A 21072-nucleotide genomic window follows, 5' to 3' on the forward strand; every position below is an offset into this window, starting at 1 on the left:
CGGCGACGCAGCGTGCTCAGCCGGCGGTACGGAACCGCAGCACCCCGTCGTCGCCCTGCTCGCGCACGAGTTCGCCCGCGAGCCACAGCAGGTTCAGGTGCGCGAGCGCCTCGCCGAGCGCGAACGTCATCTGGTGGATATCGAGCTCGCGGCGGCGGAACATGATCGGCACGATATCGGCCGCGCTCATCGGCTGCTCCGCGCACGCGACGCGCACCTCGGCCAGGCGCGCATCGTGGTGTTCGCGCAGTTGCGCGATGCGCGTGCGCACGCCGCGGAACGGCTTGCCGTGCGACGGCAGCACGAGCGTGTCGGGCGCCATCGTCTCGTAGCGGCCGAGCGATTCGAGGTACAGCGCGAGCGGATTTGCTTCCGGCTCGAGGTCGAACACCGACACGTTCGTCGAGATGCGCGGCAGCACCATGTCGCCGGAAATCAGCACGCCGTCCGCTTCGCTGTAGAGCGCGCAATGTTCAGGCGAATGACCGAAGCCGGTGACGACGCGCCACGTGCGCGCGCCGATCGTCACCGCGTCGCCTTCGCGCAGGCGCCGGTAGCGCGGCGGCACGGCCGGCACGAGGTCCGCGTAGTAGCTGCGGCGGTTGCGCAGCTTGTCGAGCGCGGCCGGATCGGTCAGCCCGTGGCGCGCGAAGTGATCGGCGGCGGCCGCGCCGCCCGCGTTCGACCCGTTGCCGGCCGCCATCAGGCAGCCGAACATATATTCGCCGAGCGTCATCCACAGCCGCACGTTCCAGCGGCCCTTGTCACCGCCTTCGCACAGCCAGTTCGCGAGGCCGAAGTGATCGGGGTGGCAGTGCGTGACGAGCACGCGCAGCACGGGCAGGCCGTCGAGCTGCGTGTCGAAGATCTGCTCCCAGTGCGTGCGGATCGCGTCCGACGCGATACCGCAATCGACCACCGTCCAGCCGGCCTGCCCGTCGATCTCGTCGCGCAACAGCCAGAGATTGATGTGATCGAGCGAGAACGGCAGCGGCATGCGCAGCCAGCGCACGCCGGGCGCGACCTCGAACGTGTCGCCCGCGGCGGGCAGCGTATCGGCGAAGGGGTAGTCGAGCTGGTGTTCCAGGGCGTTCATCGGTGGGGCGTCTCGTCGTTATCGGTGCGAATGCGCGCCGGCGGCACGCGCGGCGGGCGGTGCGTCGATTCTATCGCCGTCGCGGGAAAGACGTGCCCGGCGCCCTGCGGCGCGTCAAAAAAAGTTCGTGTCAGAATCGGTTCCGTACCCGTATCTTTACGCGAAGATGCACCGAACGGCCCCTAACGGCGAGCAACACGCCGATTGACGACCGCTCGCACGCCTCGCCGAAAGTCATTGAAACGCCGACTTGGGCGCTAAAATGGCGGGTGCTTACAGCCCCTTGAACGAGCCTGCACGCGATGAATCACTTCCCCAAACTGCTGTCGTCGCAGATCGGTTTCGACGTCGCGCAGTCGATGCTCGAATACTTCGATCGCCATTACCGGATCTTCCGCGAAGCGGCGGTCGATGCGAAGACGCTGTTCGAGCGCGGCGACTGGCACGGGCTGCAGCGGCTCGCGCGCGAGCGGATCACGTCGTACGACGAACGCGTGAAGGAATGCGTCGAGGTGCTGGAAGACGAATACGACGCGGAGAACATCGACGACGAAGTGTGGCAGCAGATCAAGCTGCACTACATCGGCCTGCTCACGTCGCACCGCCAGCCCGAGTGCGCGGAAACCTTCTTCAATTCGGTGTGCTGCAAGATCCTGCACCGCTCGTATTTCAGCAACGATTTCATCTTCGTGCGCCCGGCGATCTCGACCGAGTATCTGGAGAACGACGAGCCCGCCGCGAAACCGACCTACCGCGCGTACTATCCGGGCACCGACGGGCTCGCGGTCACGCTCGAGCGCATCGTCACGAACTTCCAGCTCGACCCGCCGTTCGAGGATCTCGCGCGCGACATCGGCTGCGTGATGCAGGCGATCGACGACGAATTCGGCCACTTCGACGAAGCGCCGAATTTCCAGATCCACGTGCTGTCGTCGCTGTTTTTCCGCAACAAGAGCGCGTACATCGTCGGCCGCATCATCAACGCCGACCGCGTGCTGCCGTTCGCGGTGCCGATCCGCCACGTGCGCCCCGGCGTGCTCGCGCTCGACACCGTGCTGCTGCGCCGCGACCTGCTGCAGATCATCTTCAGCTTCTCGCATTCGTACTTCCTCGTCGACATGGGCGTGCCGTCCGCGTACGTGGATTTCCTCTGCACGATCATGCCGGGCAAGCCGAAGGCCGAGATCTACACGTCGGTCGGGCTGCAGAAGCAGGGCAAGAACCTGTTCTACCGCGACCTGCTGCACCATCTGTCGCATTCGAGCGACCGCTTCATCATCGCGCCCGGGATCAAGGGCCTCGTGATGCTCGTGTTCACGCTGCCGTCGTTCCCGTACGTGTTCAAGATCATCAAGGACCACTTCCCGCCGCCGAAGGAAACGACGCGCGCGCAGATCATGGAGAAGTACCAGCTCGTGAAGCGCCACGACCGGCTCGGGCGGATGGCCGACACGCTCGAGTATTCGAGCGTCGCGCTGCCGCTCGCGCGGCTCGATCACGCGCTCGTGCGCGAACTCGAGAAGGAAGTGCCGTCGCTGCTCGAATACGAGGACGACAAGCTCGTGATCAAGCACCTGTACATCGAGCGCCGGATGACGCCGCTGAACCTGTACCTGCAGAACGGCAGCGACGCGGACGTCGAGCACGGCGTGAAGGAATACGGCAACGCGGTGAAGGAGCTGATGAAGGCGAACATCTTCCCCGGCGACATGCTGTACAAGAACTTCGGCGTCACGCGCCACGGCCGCGTCGTGTTCTACGACTACGACGAGATCGAATACCTGACCGACTGCAACGTGCGGCGCGTGCCGCCGCCGCGCAACGAGGAAGACGAGCTGTCCGGCGAACCGTGGTATACCGTCGGCCCGCACGACATCTTTCCGGAGACCTACGGGCCGTTCCTGCTCGGCGACCCGCGCGTGCGCAGCGTCTTCATGAAGCATCACGCGGACTTTTTCGACCCCGCGCTGTGGCAGGCGAGCAAGGACAAGCTGATGCAGGGCGAACTGCCCGATTTTTATCCGTACGACGCGACCCTGCGCTTTAGCGTGCGCTACCCCGCGCGCTTCGGCGCGACGGGCGAGAACGACGGCGCAGGCGACGCGCAGCGCGCCGCCTGACGCCGGTAACACCCGATCCGATATCGACTTGATTTCCGCCAACGGAATCCACACCGATGACTACCCAAGACAATCCGCTTTCACATCTGTTCGACAACAACGATGCCTGGGTCAGGCGCCAGCTCGCCGACGATCCCGATTTCTTCGCCCGGCTCGCCGACCAGCAGGCGCCGGAATATCTGTGGATCGGCTGCTCGGATTCGCGCGTGCCGGCGAACCAGATCATCGGCCTGCCGCCGGGTGAAGTGTTCGTGCACCGCAACATCGCGAACGTGGTCGTGCACAGCGACCTGAACTGCCTGTCGGTGATCCAGTTCGCGGTCGACATCCTGCGCGTGAAGCACATCATGGTCGTCGGCCACTACGGCTGCTCGGGCGTGAACGCGGCGCTGCACAACCGCCGCGTCGGCCTCGCGGACAACTGGCTGCATCACGTGCAGGACGTGCGCGAGCGCCATGCGGCCCTGCTCGACGAATGGCCGGTCGGCGAAGCGCGTTACCGTCGCCTGATCGAGCTGAATTCGATCGAACAGGTCGTCAACGTGTGCCGCACGACGATCGTCAACGACGCGTGGGCACGCGGCCAGTCGCTCACCGTGCACGGGCTCGTGTACGGCGTGCACGACGGCCGGATGCGTAACCTCGGGATGTCCGTGTCGAACTTCGATGCGCTCGACGCAACCTACAAGCGCTGCGTGGCGGCGCTGACCGCGCGCGGCCAGCATGCGCCCGACAACGACATGGTCGCGGCGGACGCCGCGCAGCTCGACGGCGTCGCGCAGGCGGTCGCCGCCACGCTGAAACCGTGCGACGACGCGCAGTAACGTGCGGTGCGCGCCGGCCGCCCGGCGGCGACTGCCGCGCGGGCGCGGCGCGCGTCGAACGAATCTGACACCGGCACCGCCACAGCGGCGCCCACCCAAGGAGCGACGGGCATGAAAACCGTATTGATCGTCGGCGCATCGCGCGGCCTCGGCCGCGAATTCGTCCGGCAATACCGGCGCGACGGCTGGAACGTGATCGCCACCGCACGCGACGCTGCATCGCTCGACGCGCTGCGCGCGCTCGGTGCGCAGCCGCATGCGCTCGACATCGCGCGGCCCGAGCAGATCGCGGCGCTCGGCTGGAAGCTCGACGGCGAACGGCTCGACGCGGCCGTGCTGGTGTCGGGCGTGTACGGGCCGCGCACCGAAGGCGTCGAGACGATCACCGCCGAGGATTTCGACGCGGTGATGCATACCAACGTGCGCGGGCCGATGCAGTTGCTGCCGATCCTGCTGCCGCTGGTCGAGGACGCACGCGGCGTGCTGGCCGTCGTGTCGAGCCGGATGGGCAGCATCGCCGAGGCAACCGGCACGACCGGCTGGCTGTACCGCGCGAGCAAGGCCGCGCTGAACGACGCGCTGCGCATCGCGTCGCTGCAGACGCGCCATGCCGCATGCATTTCGCTGCATCCCGGCTGGGTGCGCACCGACATGGGCGGCGCGCAGGCCGCGATCGATCCGGAAACGAGCGTGACCGGCATGCGTCGCGTGATCGCCGAATCCGCTTCGGACGTGTCCCAGGCGAACGGCCGGTTCTTCCAGTACGACGGCGTCGAGCTGAGCTGGTGAGTGCGCCGGCCGGCAACCCAGCGTTGTTAATTCACATTTCGCATGATTTTGACCCGACCTGACGCGTGCCCGTGCGGCGGCGCGTCTCCTGCGCCCGCCAAGGCGCCGGCGCCGCGCTACGCGGCCTGCTGCGGCCGCTTCATCGACGGCGGCGAAGCCGCCCCGACCGCACTCGAATTGATGCGTTCGCGGTACAGCGCGTACGTCCTCGGCGCGACCGATTACCTGCGCGCGACGTGGGCCGCGCGCACCTGCCCGCCCGATCTCGACACCGACCCCGACGCGCCGGACGCGCCGCGCTGGCTGGGCCTCGCGGTCAAACGCCACGCGCCGCTCGACGACCGGCACGCGGAGGTCGAATTCGTGGCCCGCTACAAGGTCGGCGGCCGCGCCTACCGGCTGCACGAGACGAGCCGTTTCGAGCGCGACGAGCAGGGATTCTGGCGCTATGTCGACGGCGATGTAAGTGAACGCTGACAAATAGTTGCCGTGTCAGACGCCGGGTTATTCCCGCATTGCACAACCTGATTTTGTCGGGCTACGATGGGCTCGAATTGGTCATGTTGCATGGCAGGGCTTACGGATGGCGTTCAGCAAGGTATTGGTGGGATGGATGGCGGCCTGTGCGCTGTCGGCCGCTCAGGCCGGTACGCTGCCGAGCGCGAACACGGGTGCAGGCGCCAGCGGCTCGCTCGCCCACGCCGAGCACTTCGACTACGCCGACGCGAACCTGCCGCAGGTCGCCGCCGACCTCAACGAACAGATCCTCCGCATTCCGGCCGACGCGTCGGGCGCCGTCACGCTCGAGGCGACGCTCTTCAAGCCGAACGGCCCCGGCCCGTTCCCGCTCGTCGTCTTCAATCACGGCAAAAATACCGGCGATCTGCATCAGCAGCCGCGCAGCCGGCCGCTCGCGTTCGCGCGCGAATTCGTGCGCCGCGGCTATGCGGTGATCGCGCCGAATCGCCAGGGCTTCGCCGGTTCGGACGGCACGTACCGGCAGGAAGGCTGCAACGTCGGCAAGAACGGCCTCGCGCAGGCCGCGGACGTCGATGCGACGGTACGCTACATGGCGCGCCAGCCGTACGTCGATGCGTCGCGCATCGTCGTCGCCGGCACGTCGCACGGCGGGCTCGTGTCGGTCGCCTACGGCACCGAAGCCGCAGCGGGCGTGCGCGGCATCATCAACTTCTCCGGCGGGCTGCGCCAGGACCTGTGCGACGGCTGGCAGCGCAACCTCGTCGACGCGTTCGACCAATACGGTGCGCACACGGCCGTGCGGTCGCTGTGGCTGTACGGCGACAATGATTCGGTGTGGACGCCCGCGCTCGTCGCGCAGATGCACGATGCGTACGTGTCGCATGGCACGCAGGCGCAGTTCATCGATTTCGGCCGCTACAAGGACGATGCGCACCGGCTGATCGTCGATCGCGACGGCGTGCCCGTCTGGTGGCCGGCCGTGCACGCGTTCCTCGCCGAACTGAACCTGCCGACTGCGGTGCGCTATGCGGTCGCGAACCCGCACGAACCGAAGGCCACCGGCTATGCGTCGATCGATGCGGTCAACGCGGTGCCCTACGTCGACGAAGCCGGCCGCGAAGGCTATCGCCGCTTCCTGAACCAGCATCCGAGCCGCGCGTTCGCGGTGTCGTCGGAAGGCGCGTGGTCGTGGGCCGAAGGCGGCGACGATCCGATGGCGCTCGCGCTCGACAACTGCGCGAAGCAAGGCGCGGGCGCCTGCCGGTTGTATGCGGTCAACGACCGCGTCGTGTGGAACGACAGCACGACGCAGACGGCCGACAACGGCGACGACAACACCCGCGCCACCGATACGCGCGCACTGGCGTCGCGCTAACGCGCGGTTGTCGTTTCTCCCGCTTCCCCTTCGCGCGCCGTCGATTCAACGTCACCGCGGCACTCCGCCGCCTGTTCGTCAAATCGAGCACACGCCGCGTAATGCTCGCTTTTACGAGCAATCGACCTGAATTCGCGCCAGATTTCGTCCGGTCGTCCGGCGTTGCGCCGCCCTGCGTCGATCGACCCCGCGCACAACAAGTTCGCCCCCTTGTCGCCGTCAGCCTCTCACCCTCATCGCTCCCCTATTTCGCCGCTCCATCGCGCCCCGGCCCACGATTTTTTCTGTCCGGGGGTGTCACTCGAACGTCGTCATCTGCGCGCATTTCGCCCGATCCGCCGCGTTCCGTCCCGAGCACCCCCGAACTGCGCCGAACTCCCGCCCAGCAAGGCTGTGCGGCGTTTGTAACCGCTAGTGCAACCTCCGGCGGAACACGCTAATCTCTGCGCGTTTCGTGTCCCGCCGCGCGGCATCCCTCGATGCCGCGCGGTCGTTTTACCCCCGGAGTCGCCTTGAGTACGCCAGCCACCGACGACTGGGTCGCGCGCAGCCTGCGCGCGGTCTGGCACCCCTGCACCCAGATGAAGCATCACGAGCGCCTGCCGCTCGTCCCGGTCGCGCGCGGCGCGGGCCTGTGGCTGTACGACCGTGACGGCCGCCGCTACTTCGATGCGATCAGCTCCTGGTGGGTCAACCTGTTCGGCCATGCGAACCCGGACATCAACGCGGCGCTGAAGGACCAGCTCGACACGCTCGAGCACGCGATGCTCGCCGGCTGCACGCACGAACCCGCGATCGAGCTCGCCGAACGGCTGCACGCGCTCACCGCGCGCACGCTCGGCCATGCGTTCTTCGCATCCGACGGCGCGTCGGCCGTCGAGATCGCGCTGAAGATGAGCTTCCACGCGTGGCGCAACCGCGGCCGCGCGAACAAGCAGGAATTCGTCTGCGTCGCGAACAGCTATCACGGCGAGACGATCGGCGCGCTCGGCGTGACCGACGTCGCGCTGTTCAAGGATGCGTACGACCCGCTGATCCGCCACGCGCACGTGGTCGCGTCACCCGATGCGCGCGGCGCGCTGCCGGGCGAGACGGCCGCCGACGTCGCGGGCCGCGCGCTCGCGGACGTGCGGCGCCTGTTCGTCGAACGCGCCGACCGGATCGCCGCGCTGATCGTCGAGCCGCTCGTGCAATGCGCGGCCGGCATGGCGATGCACGATCCGTCGTACGTGCGCGGGCTGCGCGCGCTGTGCGACGAATTCGGCGTGCACCTGATCGCCGACGAGATCGCGGTCGGGTGTGGGCGCACCGGCACCTTCTTCGCGTGCGAGCAGGCCGGCGTCTGGCCCGATTTCATGTGCCTGTCGAAAGGGATCAGCGGCGGCTACCTGCCGCTGTCGCTGGTGCTCACGCGCGACGACGTGTTCGCGGCGTTCTACGACGACGACACGACGCGCGGCTTCCTGCATTCGCATTCGTACACCGGCAACCCGCTCGCGTGCCGCGCGGCCGTTGCGACGCTCGACCTGTTCGCGCGCGACGACGTGCTCGCGAGCAACGCCCGCAAATCGGCGACGCTGCGCGCGGCGCTCGCGCCGCTCGACGCGCACCGCCAGGTGCGCCACCTGCGCGAGCGCGGCACGCTGTTCGCGTTCGACGTCACGCTCGACGGCGACGCGGCGCGCGGCTTCTCGCGGCGCTTCTTCGAACATGCGCTGGCGCGCGAACTGCTGCTGCGCCCGATCGGCACGACCGTGTACCTGATGCCGCCATACGTGATGAGCGACGACGACATCGCGTGGCTCGCGCGGCGCACGCGCGACACGCTCGACGCGACGCTGGAGGATCTCGGCCGATGAGCCTGCTCGACACCCTGCAACGCGGCCTCGCCGACCTCGACGCGCAAGGGCTGCGCCGCGTGCGCCGCATCGCCGACACCGCGTGCGACGCGCGCATGATCGTGAACGGCCGCGAAATCGTCGGCTTCGCGAGCAACGACTACCTCGGCCTCGCCGCGCATCCGGCGCTCGTCGCCGCGTTCGCCGAGGGCGCGCAGCGCTACGGCTCCGGCAGCGGCGGCTCGCACCTGCTCGGCGGCCATTCGCGCGCGCACGCCAGACTGGAAGACGAACTCGCGGGCTTCGCGGGCGGCTTCTCCGACGCGCCGCGCGCGCTGTACTTCAGCACCGGCTACATGGCGAACCTCGCCGCGATGACGGCGCTCGCCGGCAAGGGCGCGACGATCTTCTCCGATGCGCTGAACCATGCGTCGCTGATCGACGGCATGCGGCTGTCGCGCGCGAACGTGCAGGTCTATCCGCACGCCGATACGGCCGCGCTCGCCGCGCTGCTCGACGCATCGGCGGCCGAAACGAAGCTGATCGTCAGCGACACCGTGTTCAGCATGGACGGCGACATCGCGCCGCTCGCCGAGCTCGTCGCGCTGGCCGAACGCCACGGCGCGTGGCTCGTCGTCGACGACGCGCACGGCTTCGGCGTGCTCGGCCCGCAGGGTCGCGGCGCGCTCGCGGCCGCCGCGCTGCGTTCGCCGCATCTGGTGTACGTCGGCACGCTCGGCAAGGCGGCCGGCGTCGCGGGCGCGTTCGTGATCGCGCATGAAACCGTGATCGAATGGCTGATCCAGCGCGCGCGCAGCTACATCTTCACGACCGCCGCGCCGCCGGCCGTCGCGCACGCGGTGTCGGCGAGCCTCAAGGTGATCGCGGGCGACGAAGGTGACGCGCGCCGCGCGCACCTCGCCGCGCTGATCGAACGCACGCGCGCGCTGCTGCGCAACACGCGCTGGCAGCCGGTCGATTCGCACACGGCCGTGCAGCCGCTCGTGATCGGCAGCAACGACGCGACGCTCGCGGCGATGCGCGCGCTCGACGCGCACGGCCTGTGGGTGCCCGCGATCCGGCCGCCGACGGTGCCGGCCGGCACGTCGCGGCTGCGCGTGTCGCTGTCGGCCGCACATTCGTTCGACGATCTCGCCAGGCTCGAAGCCGCGTTGATCGAGGCCAGCGAGGCGGCCGCGGCCTCCGTTGGAGCGGCCCGGCAGGAGGCGGCAGCATGAGCGCCCCGCTCTCCGTCTTCGTCACCGGCACCGACACCGAGATCGGCAAGACCTTCGTGTCGGCCGCGATGCTGCACGGCTTCGCGCGGCACGGGCTGCGCGCGGCCGCGCTGAAGCCGGTCGCGGCCGGCGCGTACGAACGCGACGGCGTGTGGCGCAACGAGGACGCCGACCAGCTCGACGCCGCCGCGAACGTCGTGCTGCCGCCCGAGCTGCGCACGCCGTTCCTGCTGAAAGCGCCGGCCGCACCGCATATCGTCGCCGCGCAGGAAGGCGTGACGCTCGACCTCGACACGATCGTCGCGTGCCATCGCGAAGCGCAGACGCGCGCGGACGTCGTCGTCGTCGAAGGCGTAGGCGGCTTTCGCGTGCCGCTGAACGATACGCAGGACACCGCCGATCTCGCGGTCGCGCTGGGCCTGCCCGTCGTGCTCGTGGTCGGCGTCCGGCTCGGCTGCATCAACCACGCGTTGCTGACGGCCGATGCGATTCGCCAGCGCGGCCTCACGCTCGCGGGCTGGGTCGCGAACCACGTCGACCCGGCCATGTCGTTCGCCGACGAGAACGTCGCGACGATTCGCGACTGGCTTGCGCGCGAGCACCGCGCGCCACTCATCGGCCGCATCGCGCACATGACGCCGGCCGCCCCCGAATCCGCCGCGGCGATGCTCGACATCGCCGCGCTCGTCGAGTCGCTGCGCACCGCGCGGCATTGACCCAACCGATCCCCCAATCCCGCCCAGGACAGGAAAACGAAATGACCCAAGCCCAGACCGCCGCCGTGCAACCCGCCGCGATCCCCGTGGCCGCCCCGGCGTCGCAGCGCTGGCGCGTCGCCGACGTCGTCGCGCTGTTCGAGCTGCCGTTCAACGACCTGATGTTCCGCGCGCAGCAGGTGCATCGCGAGCACTTCGACGCGAACGCGGTGCAGCTGTCGACGCTGCTGTCGATCAAGACGGGCGGCTGCGAGGAAGATTGCGGCTACTGCTCGCAGTCGTCGCATCACGACACGGGCCTGAAGGCCGAGAAGCTGATGGACGTCGACACGGTGCTCGACGCCGCGCGCGCGGCGAAGGCGAACGGCGCGAGCCGCTTCTGCATGGGCGCCGCGTGGCGCAACCCGAAGGAGCGCCACATGCCGGCGCTGACCGAGATGGTGCGCGGCGTGAAGGAGCTCGGTCTCGAGACCTGCATGACGCTCGGCATGCTCGAGGACGAACAGGCGCAACAGCTCGCCGATGCGGGCCTCGACTACTACAACCACAACCTCGACACGTCGCCGGAGTTCTACGGCCAGGTGATCTCGACGCGCACGTACCAGGATCGCCTCGACACGCTCGACCGCGTGCGCGACGCGGGCATCAACGTGTGCTGCGGCGGCATCATCGGGATGGGCGAGTCGCGCCGCGAACGCGCGGGCCTGATCTCGCAGCTCGCGAACCTGAACCCGTATCCGGAATCGGTGCCGATCAACAACCTCGTCGCGATCGAAGGCACGCCGCTCGAAGGCACCGCGCCGCTCGATCCGTTCGAGTTCGTGCGCACCATCGCGGTCGCGCGCATCACGATGCCGAAGGCCGTCGTGCGCCTGTCGGCCGGGCGCGAACAGCTCGACGACGCGATGCAGGCGATGTGCTTCCTCGCCGGTGCGAACTCGATGTTCTACGGCGACCAGCTGCTGACGACCAGCAACCCGCAGACGCAGCGCGACCGCGCGCTGTTCGAGCGCCTCGGCATCCGCGCGAGCCAGGCCGACGCGCTGTCGGACAACGCGTAAGCGGCAACGGCCGGCGCGCCGCGCCCGCCGCGCCCGCCAACGAAAAAGCCGGGGCATGCCCCGGCTTTTTTCATCCGATCGTCTGCATCGGGTCATCCTACGCGTCGCGAATCAAGAGTCTTCTCGACGCGTCCACGCGCAGCTTCAGCATGCGCGTCACACGTGCGACGCCGCGCCGTCGAGCGCCGCGCGCACGCGCTCGACGCGTTGCCCGTCGACGGGCGCCAGCACCTCGCCGCGCGGCCGCACGCCCGAGCCGAAATGCACCGCGCGCACGCCGGTGGCGCGGACGAAATCGCCGACCGCGTCGATCGTGAGCCCCGAGCCGGCCAGCACCGTGCAGGTCGTGCCCGCCGCCTGCCGCACGAGCCGCGTGATCGTCGCGACCGCATCGAGCACCGACGGATGGCCGCCCGACGTCAGCACGGACGTGACGGCCGGCACGCGCAGCAACGCGTCGAACGCGGCGTTCAGATCGCGCGCGACGTCGAATGCGCGGTGAAACGTGAGCGCGCGCCCGTCGGCGGCGGCCGCGATCCGGGCCAGCGCACCGAGATCGACGTCGCCATGCGCGTCGAGCGCGCCGAACACGACGCCGTTCGCGCCGGCCGCGACCGCCGCGCGCACGTCGCGCTCGATCACGCGCAGGTCGTCGGCGTCATAGACGAACGAGCGGCTGTGCGGACGCACGATCACGTTGACGGGAATCGGCACGGCGGCCACGACGGCCTCGATCAGGCCGACGCTCGGCGTCAGCCCGCCTTCGGTGATCGCGGTCACGAGTTCGAGGCGGTCGGCGCCCGCGCGGGCGGCAGCCTTCGCATCGCCGACGGTCGTGGCGATCACTTCGAGGAGAACGGAGGAAGCGGCGTGTCGGTTCATGGGCGGCCCGCGAATCGTCTGGACAATTCGCGCATCCTAGCCGAGCCGCGTGACGGACGCCAGCGTCGCGGCCGCCGCGGACTTCAGCCGAGGACTTCAGCCCAGTACGTCAGCCGCGCCGCACGAGCCAGACGCCGACGAGCGCGGACAACGCCGTCACCGCGGTGCCGGACACGAACCGGAACATGCGCGCATCGAAGTACGCGCCCTGCTGCTGCATCACGTCGACGATCGCCGGCGTGAGCACGAGCATCCCCCAGCCGAGCATCCCGAGCGCCGTGGTCGCGGCCGCGACGAGCAACGTGATGCCCGCTCCGCGCGCACGCGGCCGGAATACGCCGGCAAACGCACCCGCGGCCAGCAGCACGGCCGACACCGCGAACAGCACGCCGACGAATACGGCCGTCGCGCCCGCGTGGCCGACTTTCAAGAACGCGGCCATCTGCGCGGCCATCACGCAGAAGCCGGCGATCGAGAACAGCGCGATCGCCAGCGCGTTGCGCACGACGCTCACGCGAAGGCGTGCCGGAAATACGCGGTCGCCGGGCGCCGGAACAGCAGATAGACGAACACCGCGAACAGCAGGAAGCCGGGAATCAACACCATGAACATCGACTTCGGCATGTTGACGAACGAAAACGCGAAGCCGCACGCGGACGTCGCGAGGTAGGCCTTGCGCGACCACTCGCGCCCCTTGAGGATCGCGATGCCGATCACGACGTTCGCGGCTTCGATGATCACGCTGATGCCGAGCGTCGCCCAGACGGGCAGCAGGTAGTGCGACAGCAGCGCCTGGGTGGTCGGCATGCCGATCGAGAACGGCGTATAGACGCAGGTGATCGCGTTGGTCACGATGATGATCCACGCGAGGATGGTCAGCGAAATCGGTCTTTTCATGGTGTTTTCCTTTTTATATTCGCCGCCATGGTGGCCCCCGGGACGGCGCGCGCGGTCACGACGGCCGCGCTCGCGCCATTGTCGGGGAAGCACGCGGTGAACGCAACGGCCGCCCCGCGGCCCCGCACGCCCTCGCCGCATGCGAGCCGTGCGTCGCTACGCGACCTGCGCGTCGTCGTCGAGCCAGTCGATATCGCCGCACAGCACGCGCTGCGCATCGCCGACGCGCACGGCCACCGACAGCGTCACGCACGGCTGCGCCTCATTGATCGACAGGTACGGCCGCGTGACCTGCACGCGCCCCGGCTCGGCGATCGCCGAGCGGAAATACGGCCGGCGCAGCCAGTTCGCGCCCTGCGCGTCCGCCAGCGGCGAAAAGCGCGCCTCGGCCAGCGCGCGATCGGCGCGCAGCACGACGTTGCGGCCCGACTGCCGGCCCTGCGCGTCGAGCAGGAAGCAGCGCGCGGCGGCGTCGAGCGCGAGGAAATTCCAGCACACCTCGTCGAGCGGCTCGCCGGCCTCGAGGCGCTCGGCCGCGCGTTCGAACGCGCGCAGGTACGGTGCGAGCCGCTGCGTGTCGCGCCGCTCGCGCGCTTCGGTCTGCTGACGAAAGCGCTCGGTCAGCTCGCCGATGCAGCCGGTCGCGGCCGCGCTGTCGGGCAGCCCCGGTGCCGGGCGGCCGAAGTAGTAGCCCTGCACGAAATCGGCCTCGCACGACAGCGCGATCTGCGCTTCGTGCTCGGTCTCGATCCCTTCGACGAGCACCAGCTTGCCGGCCTCGTGCAGCAGCGTCACGAGCCCGTGCAGGATCGCGGTGAGCCCGGTGCGGTGCGCCGCGTGCGACAGCATGATGCGGTCGAGCTTCACGATGTCCGGGTTCAGTTGCCAGATCCGTTCGATGTTCGAGTGGCCCGCGCCGAAATCGTCGAGCGCGATCAGGAAGCCGTGCGTGCGGAATTCGCGCACGGCCTCCGCGAGCCGCTCGACGTCGTCCGCGCGCTGTTCGAGCACCTCGAGCACGATGCGGCGGGGCGGCATGCCGAGCCGCTTCAGGTTCGCAAGCAGCGCGGCCGCCTGGAACGGGTCGGTGAGCACGCCGGGATGGACGTTGAGAAACAGCCACTCGCGCTCCGCGCCGAGCAGCGCGAAATTCTCCAGATGCAGCGCCTGCGCGAGCCGGTCGAGCTGCAGCAGTTCGTCGCGGCGCGCGGCTTCGCCGAACACGTCGAGCGGCGACACGGCGCGGTCGAGCGCATCGTGCGCGCGCAGCAGCGCCTCGTAGCCCACCGCGCGCTGATGCGACAGGCTGAATATCGGCTGGAACACGGTCGTCAGCGTCAGGTCGCGGTGCTGCGTCGCCAGCCGTTCGAGGCCGGAGCTCATCTCCCGCTCGAACCGGTACGGCGACGCGGCGGCCGGACGCTCCTGTTGCACGATCGTCATGCTTCCTCCTGGTGATGCAATCGAACGCGACGTCCGGCGAAACGGACGACGAACGGGACGGCGCGCAATGTCATGGTTGGACCCTCGGTTGCCCGGCGCGGGCCGGGTGGCTGCCCACCTTCAAGCAAGCTCCGTGCAAGGCGCGCAGAACCCATGCGCCGCGCGGCCGCACGAGGCCACCGCACCACCGTGGCGCGCTACTCGCGCACCATTTCCGTGCGCACGCACCGACCGCTTGAACGCGTCCGTCACGTCGGCACGCTACACTCCGTACGATCGTTTCATTTCACGTCATTCGCCGTATCGATGGAAATCGTTTTCACAGTCCTCATTCTGCTGCTGACCGTCGCACTGTCCGGCGCCGTCACGCGCCTCCTGCCGTTGCAACTGCCGCTGCCGCTGATGCAGATCGCGTTCGGCGCGATGCTCGCGTGGCCGAAGCTGAACCTGCACGTCACGTTCGATCCCGAGATCTTCATGCTGCTGTTCATTCCGCCGCTGCTGTTCGCGGACGGCTGGCGAATTCCGAAACGCGAGCTTTACCTGCAGCGCCGCGCGATCCTGATGCTCGCGTTCGGGCTCGTGTTCATGACGGTACTCGCAGTGGGCTACTTCGCACACTGGCTGATTCCCGAGTTGCCGCTGCCGATCGCGTTCGCGCTCGCTGCGGTGCTGTCGCCGACCGACGCGGTCGCGCTGTCCGGCATCGCCGGCAAGGGTCGCATTCCGCCGCAACTGATGCACATCCTCGAAGGCGAGGCGCTGATGAACGACGCGTCAGGCCTCGTCGCGCTGAAGTTCGCGATCGCGGCCGCGCTGACGGGCGTGTTCTCGCTGCGCGCCGCGTCGGTCACATTCGTGATCGTCGCCGCCGGCGGGCTCGCGACGGGCGCGATCGTGTCGTGGGTGTTCAGCGCGCTGTCGACGCGCTTCCTGAATGCCGAGCAGGAAGGCGATCCGGCCCCGGGCATCGTGATGACGCTGCTGGTGCCGTTCGCGGCCTACCTGTTCGCCGAGCACCTCGACCTGTCGGGCGTGCTCGCGGCCGTGTCGGCCGGGATGATGATGAATTACACAAGCTTCTCGCGCAAAAGCACCGTCGCGTCGCGCGTGCGCGCCGAAAGCACGTGGGCGATGATCGAATTCGTGTTCAACGGCATGGTGTTCATCATGCTCGGGCTGCAGTTGCCGCACATCATCGGCCGCGCGCTCGTCGACGCGCACCATACGAGCGACGCGCTGGTCGGCCGCATGATCTTCAACGTCTGCGCGATGATGCTCGCGCTGTATGCGATCCGCTTCCTGTGGGTGTGGCTGCTGCGCTGGTTCGCGAGCCGCCGCGCCGCGCGCCATGGCCTCGCCGGCACGATGGCCGGCGTACGCACGATCGCGGTGATGACGGTCGGCGGCGTGCGCGGCGCGGTCACGCTCGCCGGCGTGCTGTCGATTCCGGTCGCGCTGTCCGACGGCGCGCCGCTGCCGGGCCGCGACACCGCGATCTTCATCGCGTCGGCCGTGATCCTCGGCTCGCTGATCGTCGGGGTGATCGGCCTGCCGCTGCTGCTGCGCGGCGTGCGCTCGACGCGCAACCCGCTCGGCAACGAGGAGCGCATCGCACGCTCGGCCGCCGCGCAGGCCGCGATCCGCGCGATCGATTCGTCGCACGACGCGATCTCGGCCGATCTCGACGAATCGGGCGCGGCGCGCTGCGCGGACATCTCCGCGCGCGTGATGGATCAATATCGCCGCCGGCTCGCCGCGCTGGCCGACGACGGCCCCACACCGCGCGCGCAAGCGCAGCAGGCCGAAACGATGGAGCTGCAGATGCGGATCGCGGCCGTGCGCGCGGAACGCTCGGCGCTGTACCGGTTGCGCAGCGACAGCAAGATTTCCGACGAGACGCTGACGAAGCTGCTTCGCGAGATCGACCTGTCTGAAACCGCGCTGTCGACGCGCAAGAAAGGCATTGTTTGACGGGCCGGCTGCGGCCTGCGCGCAGCCACCGAAGATCATAAAAAAACGGCGATGCTCGCACGAGCATCGCCGTTTTCGCATCCACTCACGCTCGCGTTACTTCGCGACGACGACTGGAATCCCCTTCAGCATCCCCGCGCCCTTCATCTCGTCGAGCGCATGCTGCACGGCCGCGCTCGTCGCCGCGTCGATGCCGAGCTGCAGCGCGAGCTCGCGTTCCGCACGCTTCACGCCGGCCAGGTTGCGCACCTTCACGTGACCGAAGCCGCGCACGCGCGTGTGCAGGTCGGCCAGTTGCACGACCTGCGCCGCATTGCCGGGGGTCATCGCGGCGAACGCACGCGTGAGCGTCGTTTCGTAGTCGTCGGCCAGCGCGCGCTCCATCTTGCGCTCGACCGTGCGGCCGAACGGATCGAGCCACGTACCGCGCAGGCTGCGCACGCGCGCCAGCATGCCGAGCACCGGCCATATCCACTGGCCGAACACGCGCTTCTTCGGCGTGCTGCCGTCGCTGCCGGCCTTCGCGACCGTCGGCGGCGCCAGGTTGAACTTCACGCGGTACGTCTGCCCCGGCACGCCTTCGAACTGCGCTTCGAGCGCGGTGCGGAACGCGTCGTCCGTGTACAGCCGCGCGACTTCGTATTCGTCCTTCACCGCAAGCAGCCGGTAGAACGTCGTCGCGACCGCGCGCGTCAGCGCATCGTCGCCCTTCGCGCGCGCCGCGTTCACCAGCGCACGGTAGCGTTCGACGTAGCGCGCGCCGCCGTAGGCATCGAGGCGCGCCTCGCGATCGGCGATCAGCTCGGCAAGCGTCTCCGGCGCGGCGTGGACGGCCACCGCATGACGCGCGTTCCACAACGCGTCGAGACCCGCCGCGTCGCCGGCCGCCATCCGGCCGATCGAGAACGCGAGCTTGTTCATCGGCACCGCGACGTTGTTCAGCTCGATCGCGCGCATCATCGCGGCGTGCGACACCGGCACGAGGCCGAGCTGCCACGCGTAGCCGAGCATCAGGATGTTCGCGCCGATCGAATCGCCGAGGAATTTCGCGGCGAGCGCCTGCGCGTCGCAGCTCGACAGGTAGCCGTCGCCGGCCGCATGGTGCATTTTTTCAAGCAATGCGTCCGCATGCAGGTTCGCGTCGGGGTTCTGCACGAACGACGCGTTCGGAATCCGGTGCGTGTTGACGACGATCCGCGTGCGCACGTGACGCACCGTCTGCAGCGCCTCGGCGCTCGCGCCGACGACCATGTCGCACGCGAGCAGCACGTCGGCCTGCTGCGTGTCGATGCGCACCTGGTTCAGCCAGCGGTCGCTCGACGCGATCCGCACGAACGACAGCACCGAGCCGCCCTTCTGCGCGAAGCCCATGAAGTCGAGCACCGACGCGCTCTTGCCTTCGAGGTGCGCGGCCATGCTGATCAGCGCGCCGACCGTCACGACGCCGGTGCCGCCCACGCCCGTCACGAGCATGTCGAACGGCGCCGCGTCGAGGTGCGTCGCCGGCACCGGCAGCGCGTCGACGCGCGCGGCGAGCGCCGCTTCGTCGAACGCGGCGCCGGCCGCCTTCTTCAGCGCCGCACCTTCGACCGTCACGAAGCTCGGACAGAAGCCGTTCACGCACGAATAGTCCTTGTTGCACGACGACTGGTCGATGCGGCGCTTGCGGCCGAGCGGCGTCTCGAGCGGCTCGACCGACAGGCAGTTCGACTGCACGCCGCAGTCGCCGCAGCCTTCGCACACCGCATCGTTGATGAACAGACGCTTGTCCGGGTCGGGGAATTCGCCTTTCTTGCGGCGGCGACGCTTCTCGGCCGCGCAGGTCTGGTCGTAGATCAGCACGGTGACGCCGGGCGTTTCGCGCAATTCGCGCTGCACCGCGTCGAGTTCGCTGCGGTGATGGAACGTCGTGCCGGTCGGGAACTGCCCGTGATGGCCGTCGTACTTCTCCGGTTCGTCCGACACGACGACGAAGCGCGACACGCCTTCCGCCTCGACCTGCCGCGCGATCTGCGGCACCGAGATGCTGCCGTCGACCGGCTGGCCGCCCGTCATCGCGACCGCGTCGTTGTAGAGGATCTTGTACGTGATGTTCGCTTTCGCGGCGACCGCCTGGCGGATCGCGAGGATGCCCGAGTGGAAGTAGGTGCCGTCGCCGAGGTTCTGGAACACGTGCTTCGTGTTGGTGAACATCGCGTGCGCGGCCCAGTCGACGCCCTCGCCGCCCATCTGGATCAGCCCCGTCGTGTCGCGCTCCATCCACGACGCCATGAAATGGCAACCGATGCCGGCCTGCGCGATCGAGCCTTCCGGCACCTTCGTCGACGTGTTGTGCGGGCAGCCCGAGCAGAAATACGGCGTGCGCTTCACCGCGTCGGCCTCGTTCGACAGGATCTGCGGCGCGACGAGATCGACCACGCGCTCGCGCCGGTCGAGCGCCGGCTTGTGCCGCGCGAGCCATGCCGCGAACACCGGCAGGATGCGCGACGGACGCAGCTCGCCGAGCTCGGACAGCAGGCACGCACCGGCCGCGTCGTGCTTGCCGAGCACGCGCGGGCGGGCGCCTTCGGTGCGGTTGTACAGGTAGTCCTTGATCTGCTGCTCGATGACCGGGCCCTTCTCCTCGATCACCAGCACTTCGGCGAGCCCGTCGACGAAGGTTTCGATGCGCGTCATTTCGAGCGGATACGACAGGCCGACCTTGTAGATCCGCACGCCGGCCGCGTCGAGATCGGCGACCGTCAGGTCGAGGCGGCGCAGCGCTTCCATCAGGTCGAGGTGCGCCTTGCCGCAGGTGACGATGCCGACGTTCGCCTGCGCGCTCGGCGCGATCCACTTGTCGATGCTGTTGGCACGCGCGAAATGGCGCACCGCGTCGAGCTTCGCCGCGAGACGCGCCTCGATCGTGAGGCTCGGCAGGTCGGGCCAACGATTGTGCAGGCCGCCCGCCGGCGGCGTGAAGCCTTCCGGCGCCGGCCAGCGCGTCTGCAATGCATCGAGGTCGACGGTCGAGCCCGACTCGACCGTTTCCGAGATCGCCTTGAAGCCGACCCACGCGCCCGAGTAGCGCGACAGCGCCCAGCCGTACAGGCCGAATTCGAGCATGTCGGCGATGTTCGACGGGTTCACGACCGGCATGTGCCACGCCATCATCGCGAAATCGCTCTGGTGCGGCATCGACGACGACACGCAGCCATGGTCGTCGCCCGCGACGACCAGCACGCCGCCGTGCGGCGACGACCCGTACGCGTTGCCGTGCTTCAGCGCATCGCCCGCGCGATCGACGCCCGGTCCCTTGCCGTACCACATCGCATACACGCCCTCGACCGTACGCTCCGGGTCGGCCTCGACCCGCTGCGTGCCGAGCACGGCCGTGCCGCCAAGTTCCTCGTTGATCGCGGGCAGGAAGCGCACGCTGCTGGCGTCGAGCAGTTTCTTCGCCTTCCACAGCTGCTGGTCGACCATGCCGAGCGGCGAACCGCGATAGCCGCTGACGAAGCCGGCCGTGTTGAGCCCCTGTTCGGTATCGACCGCGCGCTGCATCAGCAGCAGGCGGATCAGTGCCTGCGTGCCGGTCAGGAAGATCCGGCCGCGCGTCGCGGTCAGGTTGTCGGTCAGGCGGTAGTCGGACAGGGCAGGCGTGCCGTCGACGGGCAGGCGGGCGGTCATGAGGGGATGTCTCCGGATTGTGCTGTCGTGCTGTTCTGGGCCGTGCGCGGCGGAGCGTCGGATGACGCAGGGTGCCGGCAGCGAATGGCTCTATTTTTTCGCGCGCGGCCGAGAATGTTTTTTCTCATCTTGCTCGGACCGGCCTGCCGTGAGAAAAACTGCGCAGCTTTTTGACGGGATTTGAGAGAGTTCTCGCGCGGGGCGGCCGGAGTGTGATGGGGAGGCGGGTCGCGGCGGTCGGATGGTCCGGCGGAAAAGGCGGGGCGTGCCGCGGGGCTCACCGTCAGCAGGGTGGATGGCGCTCGAGCCCCGTGCGACAAGGGTTTCGGGGCATCGGGCCGTCGTCCTCACCATTGGAATGCACAGCATTCCGATTGGTTGGCGACGTCGGATGTCCACAATGCCGCGCCACTCCGTCGATCGGCTCGCGCACTCACCGTTCGATTGCACAGCGTTTCGAGTGGCGTCGGGGCCGGGATATCCACATCAGGAATCGGCATGCGGGGCGCTCACCGTTGAAATTCACAGATCGGCGAGTGGATTTCGGCGGCGGATATCCACATCGGAAACCGCGCGTTTCGGCGGTCCTCCGTCTGCGCTCACCGTTCGAATACACAGGGGCGAGCGTGAGTTTGCCGGCCGGACATCTCGCCTGAACACGCTGGTCGAG

16 protein-coding genes are annotated in these 21072 nt (G+C 68.7%); 10 read left to right on the plus strand and 6 right to left on the minus strand.

All coding sequences use genetic code 11. The annotated features are described in order from the left end of the window. Positions 1-16: 16 nt before the first annotated feature. Positions 17-1096: an MBL fold metallo-hydrolase gene (locus tag SY91_RS01240; RefSeq protein WP_006477655.1), complete on the minus strand. Its 1080-nt coding sequence runs from the start codon at positions 1094-1096 to the stop codon at positions 17-19. Positions 1097-1398: 302 nt separating this feature from the next. Here SY91_RS01240 and aceK point away from each other — a divergent pair, with 302 nt between their 5' ends. The 9 genes from aceK (at position 1399) to bioB (ending at position 11537) form a co-directional block, all read left to right on the plus strand. Beyond that, positions 1399-3216 carry a bifunctional isocitrate dehydrogenase kinase/phosphatase gene (gene aceK / locus SY91_RS01245; protein WP_023476790.1) on the plus strand — a complete coding sequence of 606 codons (1818 nt, stop codon included), beginning with the start codon at positions 1399-1401 and terminating at the stop codon, positions 3214-3216. 56 nt (positions 3217-3272) lie between these two features. Continuing rightward, complete coding sequence (gene can, locus SY91_RS01250) at positions 3273-4040, plus strand: carbonate dehydratase (RefSeq protein WP_006477653.1); 768 nt, start codon at positions 3273-3275, stop codon at positions 4038-4040. A gap of 111 nt (positions 4041-4151) precedes the next feature. Beyond that, positions 4152-4829 carry an SDR family oxidoreductase gene (locus SY91_RS01255; RefSeq protein ID WP_011546335.1) on the plus strand — a complete coding sequence of 226 codons (678 nt, stop codon included), beginning with the start codon at positions 4152-4154 and terminating at the stop codon, positions 4827-4829. Positions 4830-4871: 42 nt separating this feature from the next. Next, positions 4872-5306: a YchJ family protein gene (locus SY91_RS01260; RefSeq protein ID WP_023476791.1), complete on the plus strand. Its 435-nt coding sequence runs from the start codon at positions 4872-4874 to the stop codon at positions 5304-5306. Positions 5307-5412: 106 nt separating this feature from the next. Beyond that, the gene (locus SY91_RS01265; RefSeq protein WP_023476792.1) at positions 5413-6684 is read left to right on the plus strand and encodes a dienelactone hydrolase family protein; all 1272 of its coding nucleotides are present in this window, start codon (positions 5413-5415) and stop codon (positions 6682-6684) included. Positions 6685-7196: 512 nt separating this feature from the next. Then, the gene (gene bioA, locus SY91_RS01270) at positions 7197-8543 is read left to right on the plus strand and encodes an adenosylmethionine--8-amino-7-oxononanoate transaminase (RefSeq protein ID WP_185921016.1); all 1347 of its coding nucleotides are present in this window, start codon (positions 7197-7199) and stop codon (positions 8541-8543) included. Next, positions 8540-9760, plus strand: a complete 1221-nt coding sequence (bioF, locus tag SY91_RS01275; RefSeq protein WP_023476794.1) for an 8-amino-7-oxononanoate synthase — start codon at positions 8540-8542, stop codon at positions 9758-9760. Before bioA ends, bioF begins: the two co-directional genes overlap by 4 nt. After that, positions 9757-10476: a dethiobiotin synthase gene (gene bioD / locus SY91_RS01280; protein WP_023476795.1), complete on the plus strand. Its 720-nt coding sequence runs from the start codon at positions 9757-9759 to the stop codon at positions 10474-10476. The genes bioF and bioD overlap by 4 nt, the downstream gene beginning before the upstream one ends. A gap of 41 nt (positions 10477-10517) precedes the next feature. Continuing rightward, a complete protein-coding gene (gene bioB, locus SY91_RS01285) occupies positions 10518-11537 on the plus strand; it encodes a biotin synthase BioB (RefSeq protein ID WP_006477646.1) in 1020 nt (339 codons plus the stop codon). 156 nt (positions 11538-11693) lie between these two features. On the opposite strand, the gene SY91_RS01290 is transcribed toward bioB, so the two are convergent. The 4 genes from SY91_RS01290 to SY91_RS01305 all read right to left on the minus strand — a co-directional run bounded on the left by SY91_RS01290 (position 11694) and on the right by SY91_RS01305 (position 14759). After that, positions 11694-12419 (minus strand): copper homeostasis protein CutC, encoded by a 726-nt coding sequence (locus SY91_RS01290; protein WP_023476797.1) that lies wholly within the window; start codon positions 12417-12419, stop codon positions 11694-11696. A 109-nt stretch (positions 12420-12528) separates the two neighbouring features. Further along, positions 12529-12933, minus strand: coding sequence for a hypothetical protein (locus tag SY91_RS01295; protein ID WP_023476798.1), 405 nt, complete (start codon positions 12931-12933; stop codon positions 12529-12531). Continuing rightward, a complete protein-coding gene (locus SY91_RS01300; RefSeq protein WP_023476799.1) occupies positions 12930-13316 on the minus strand; it encodes a hypothetical protein in 387 nt (128 codons plus the stop codon). Before SY91_RS01300 ends, SY91_RS01295 begins: the two co-directional genes overlap by 4 nt. 156 nt (positions 13317-13472) lie before the next feature. Next, complete coding sequence (locus tag SY91_RS01305; RefSeq protein ID WP_006477642.1) at positions 13473-14759, minus strand: EAL domain-containing protein; 1287 nt, start codon at positions 14757-14759, stop codon at positions 13473-13475. A gap of 306 nt (positions 14760-15065) precedes the next feature. On the opposite strand from SY91_RS01305, the gene SY91_RS01310 reads away from it, so the two are divergent. Next, a complete protein-coding gene (locus SY91_RS01310; protein ID WP_011694427.1) occupies positions 15066-16733 on the plus strand; it encodes a Na+/H+ antiporter in 1668 nt (555 codons plus the stop codon). 96 nt (positions 16734-16829) lie between these two features. On the opposite strand, the gene SY91_RS01315 is transcribed toward SY91_RS01310, so the two are convergent. Next, positions 16830-20402 (minus strand): indolepyruvate ferredoxin oxidoreductase family protein, encoded by a 3573-nt coding sequence (locus SY91_RS01315; RefSeq protein WP_185921017.1) that lies wholly within the window; start codon positions 20400-20402, stop codon positions 16830-16832. Between the last annotated feature and the right edge of the window lie 670 nt (positions 20403-21072).

This window comes from Burkholderia cenocepacia (genome assembly GCF_014211915.1).
Taxonomy (GTDB): Bacteria; Pseudomonadota; Gammaproteobacteria; order Burkholderiales; family Burkholderiaceae; genus Burkholderia; species Burkholderia orbicola.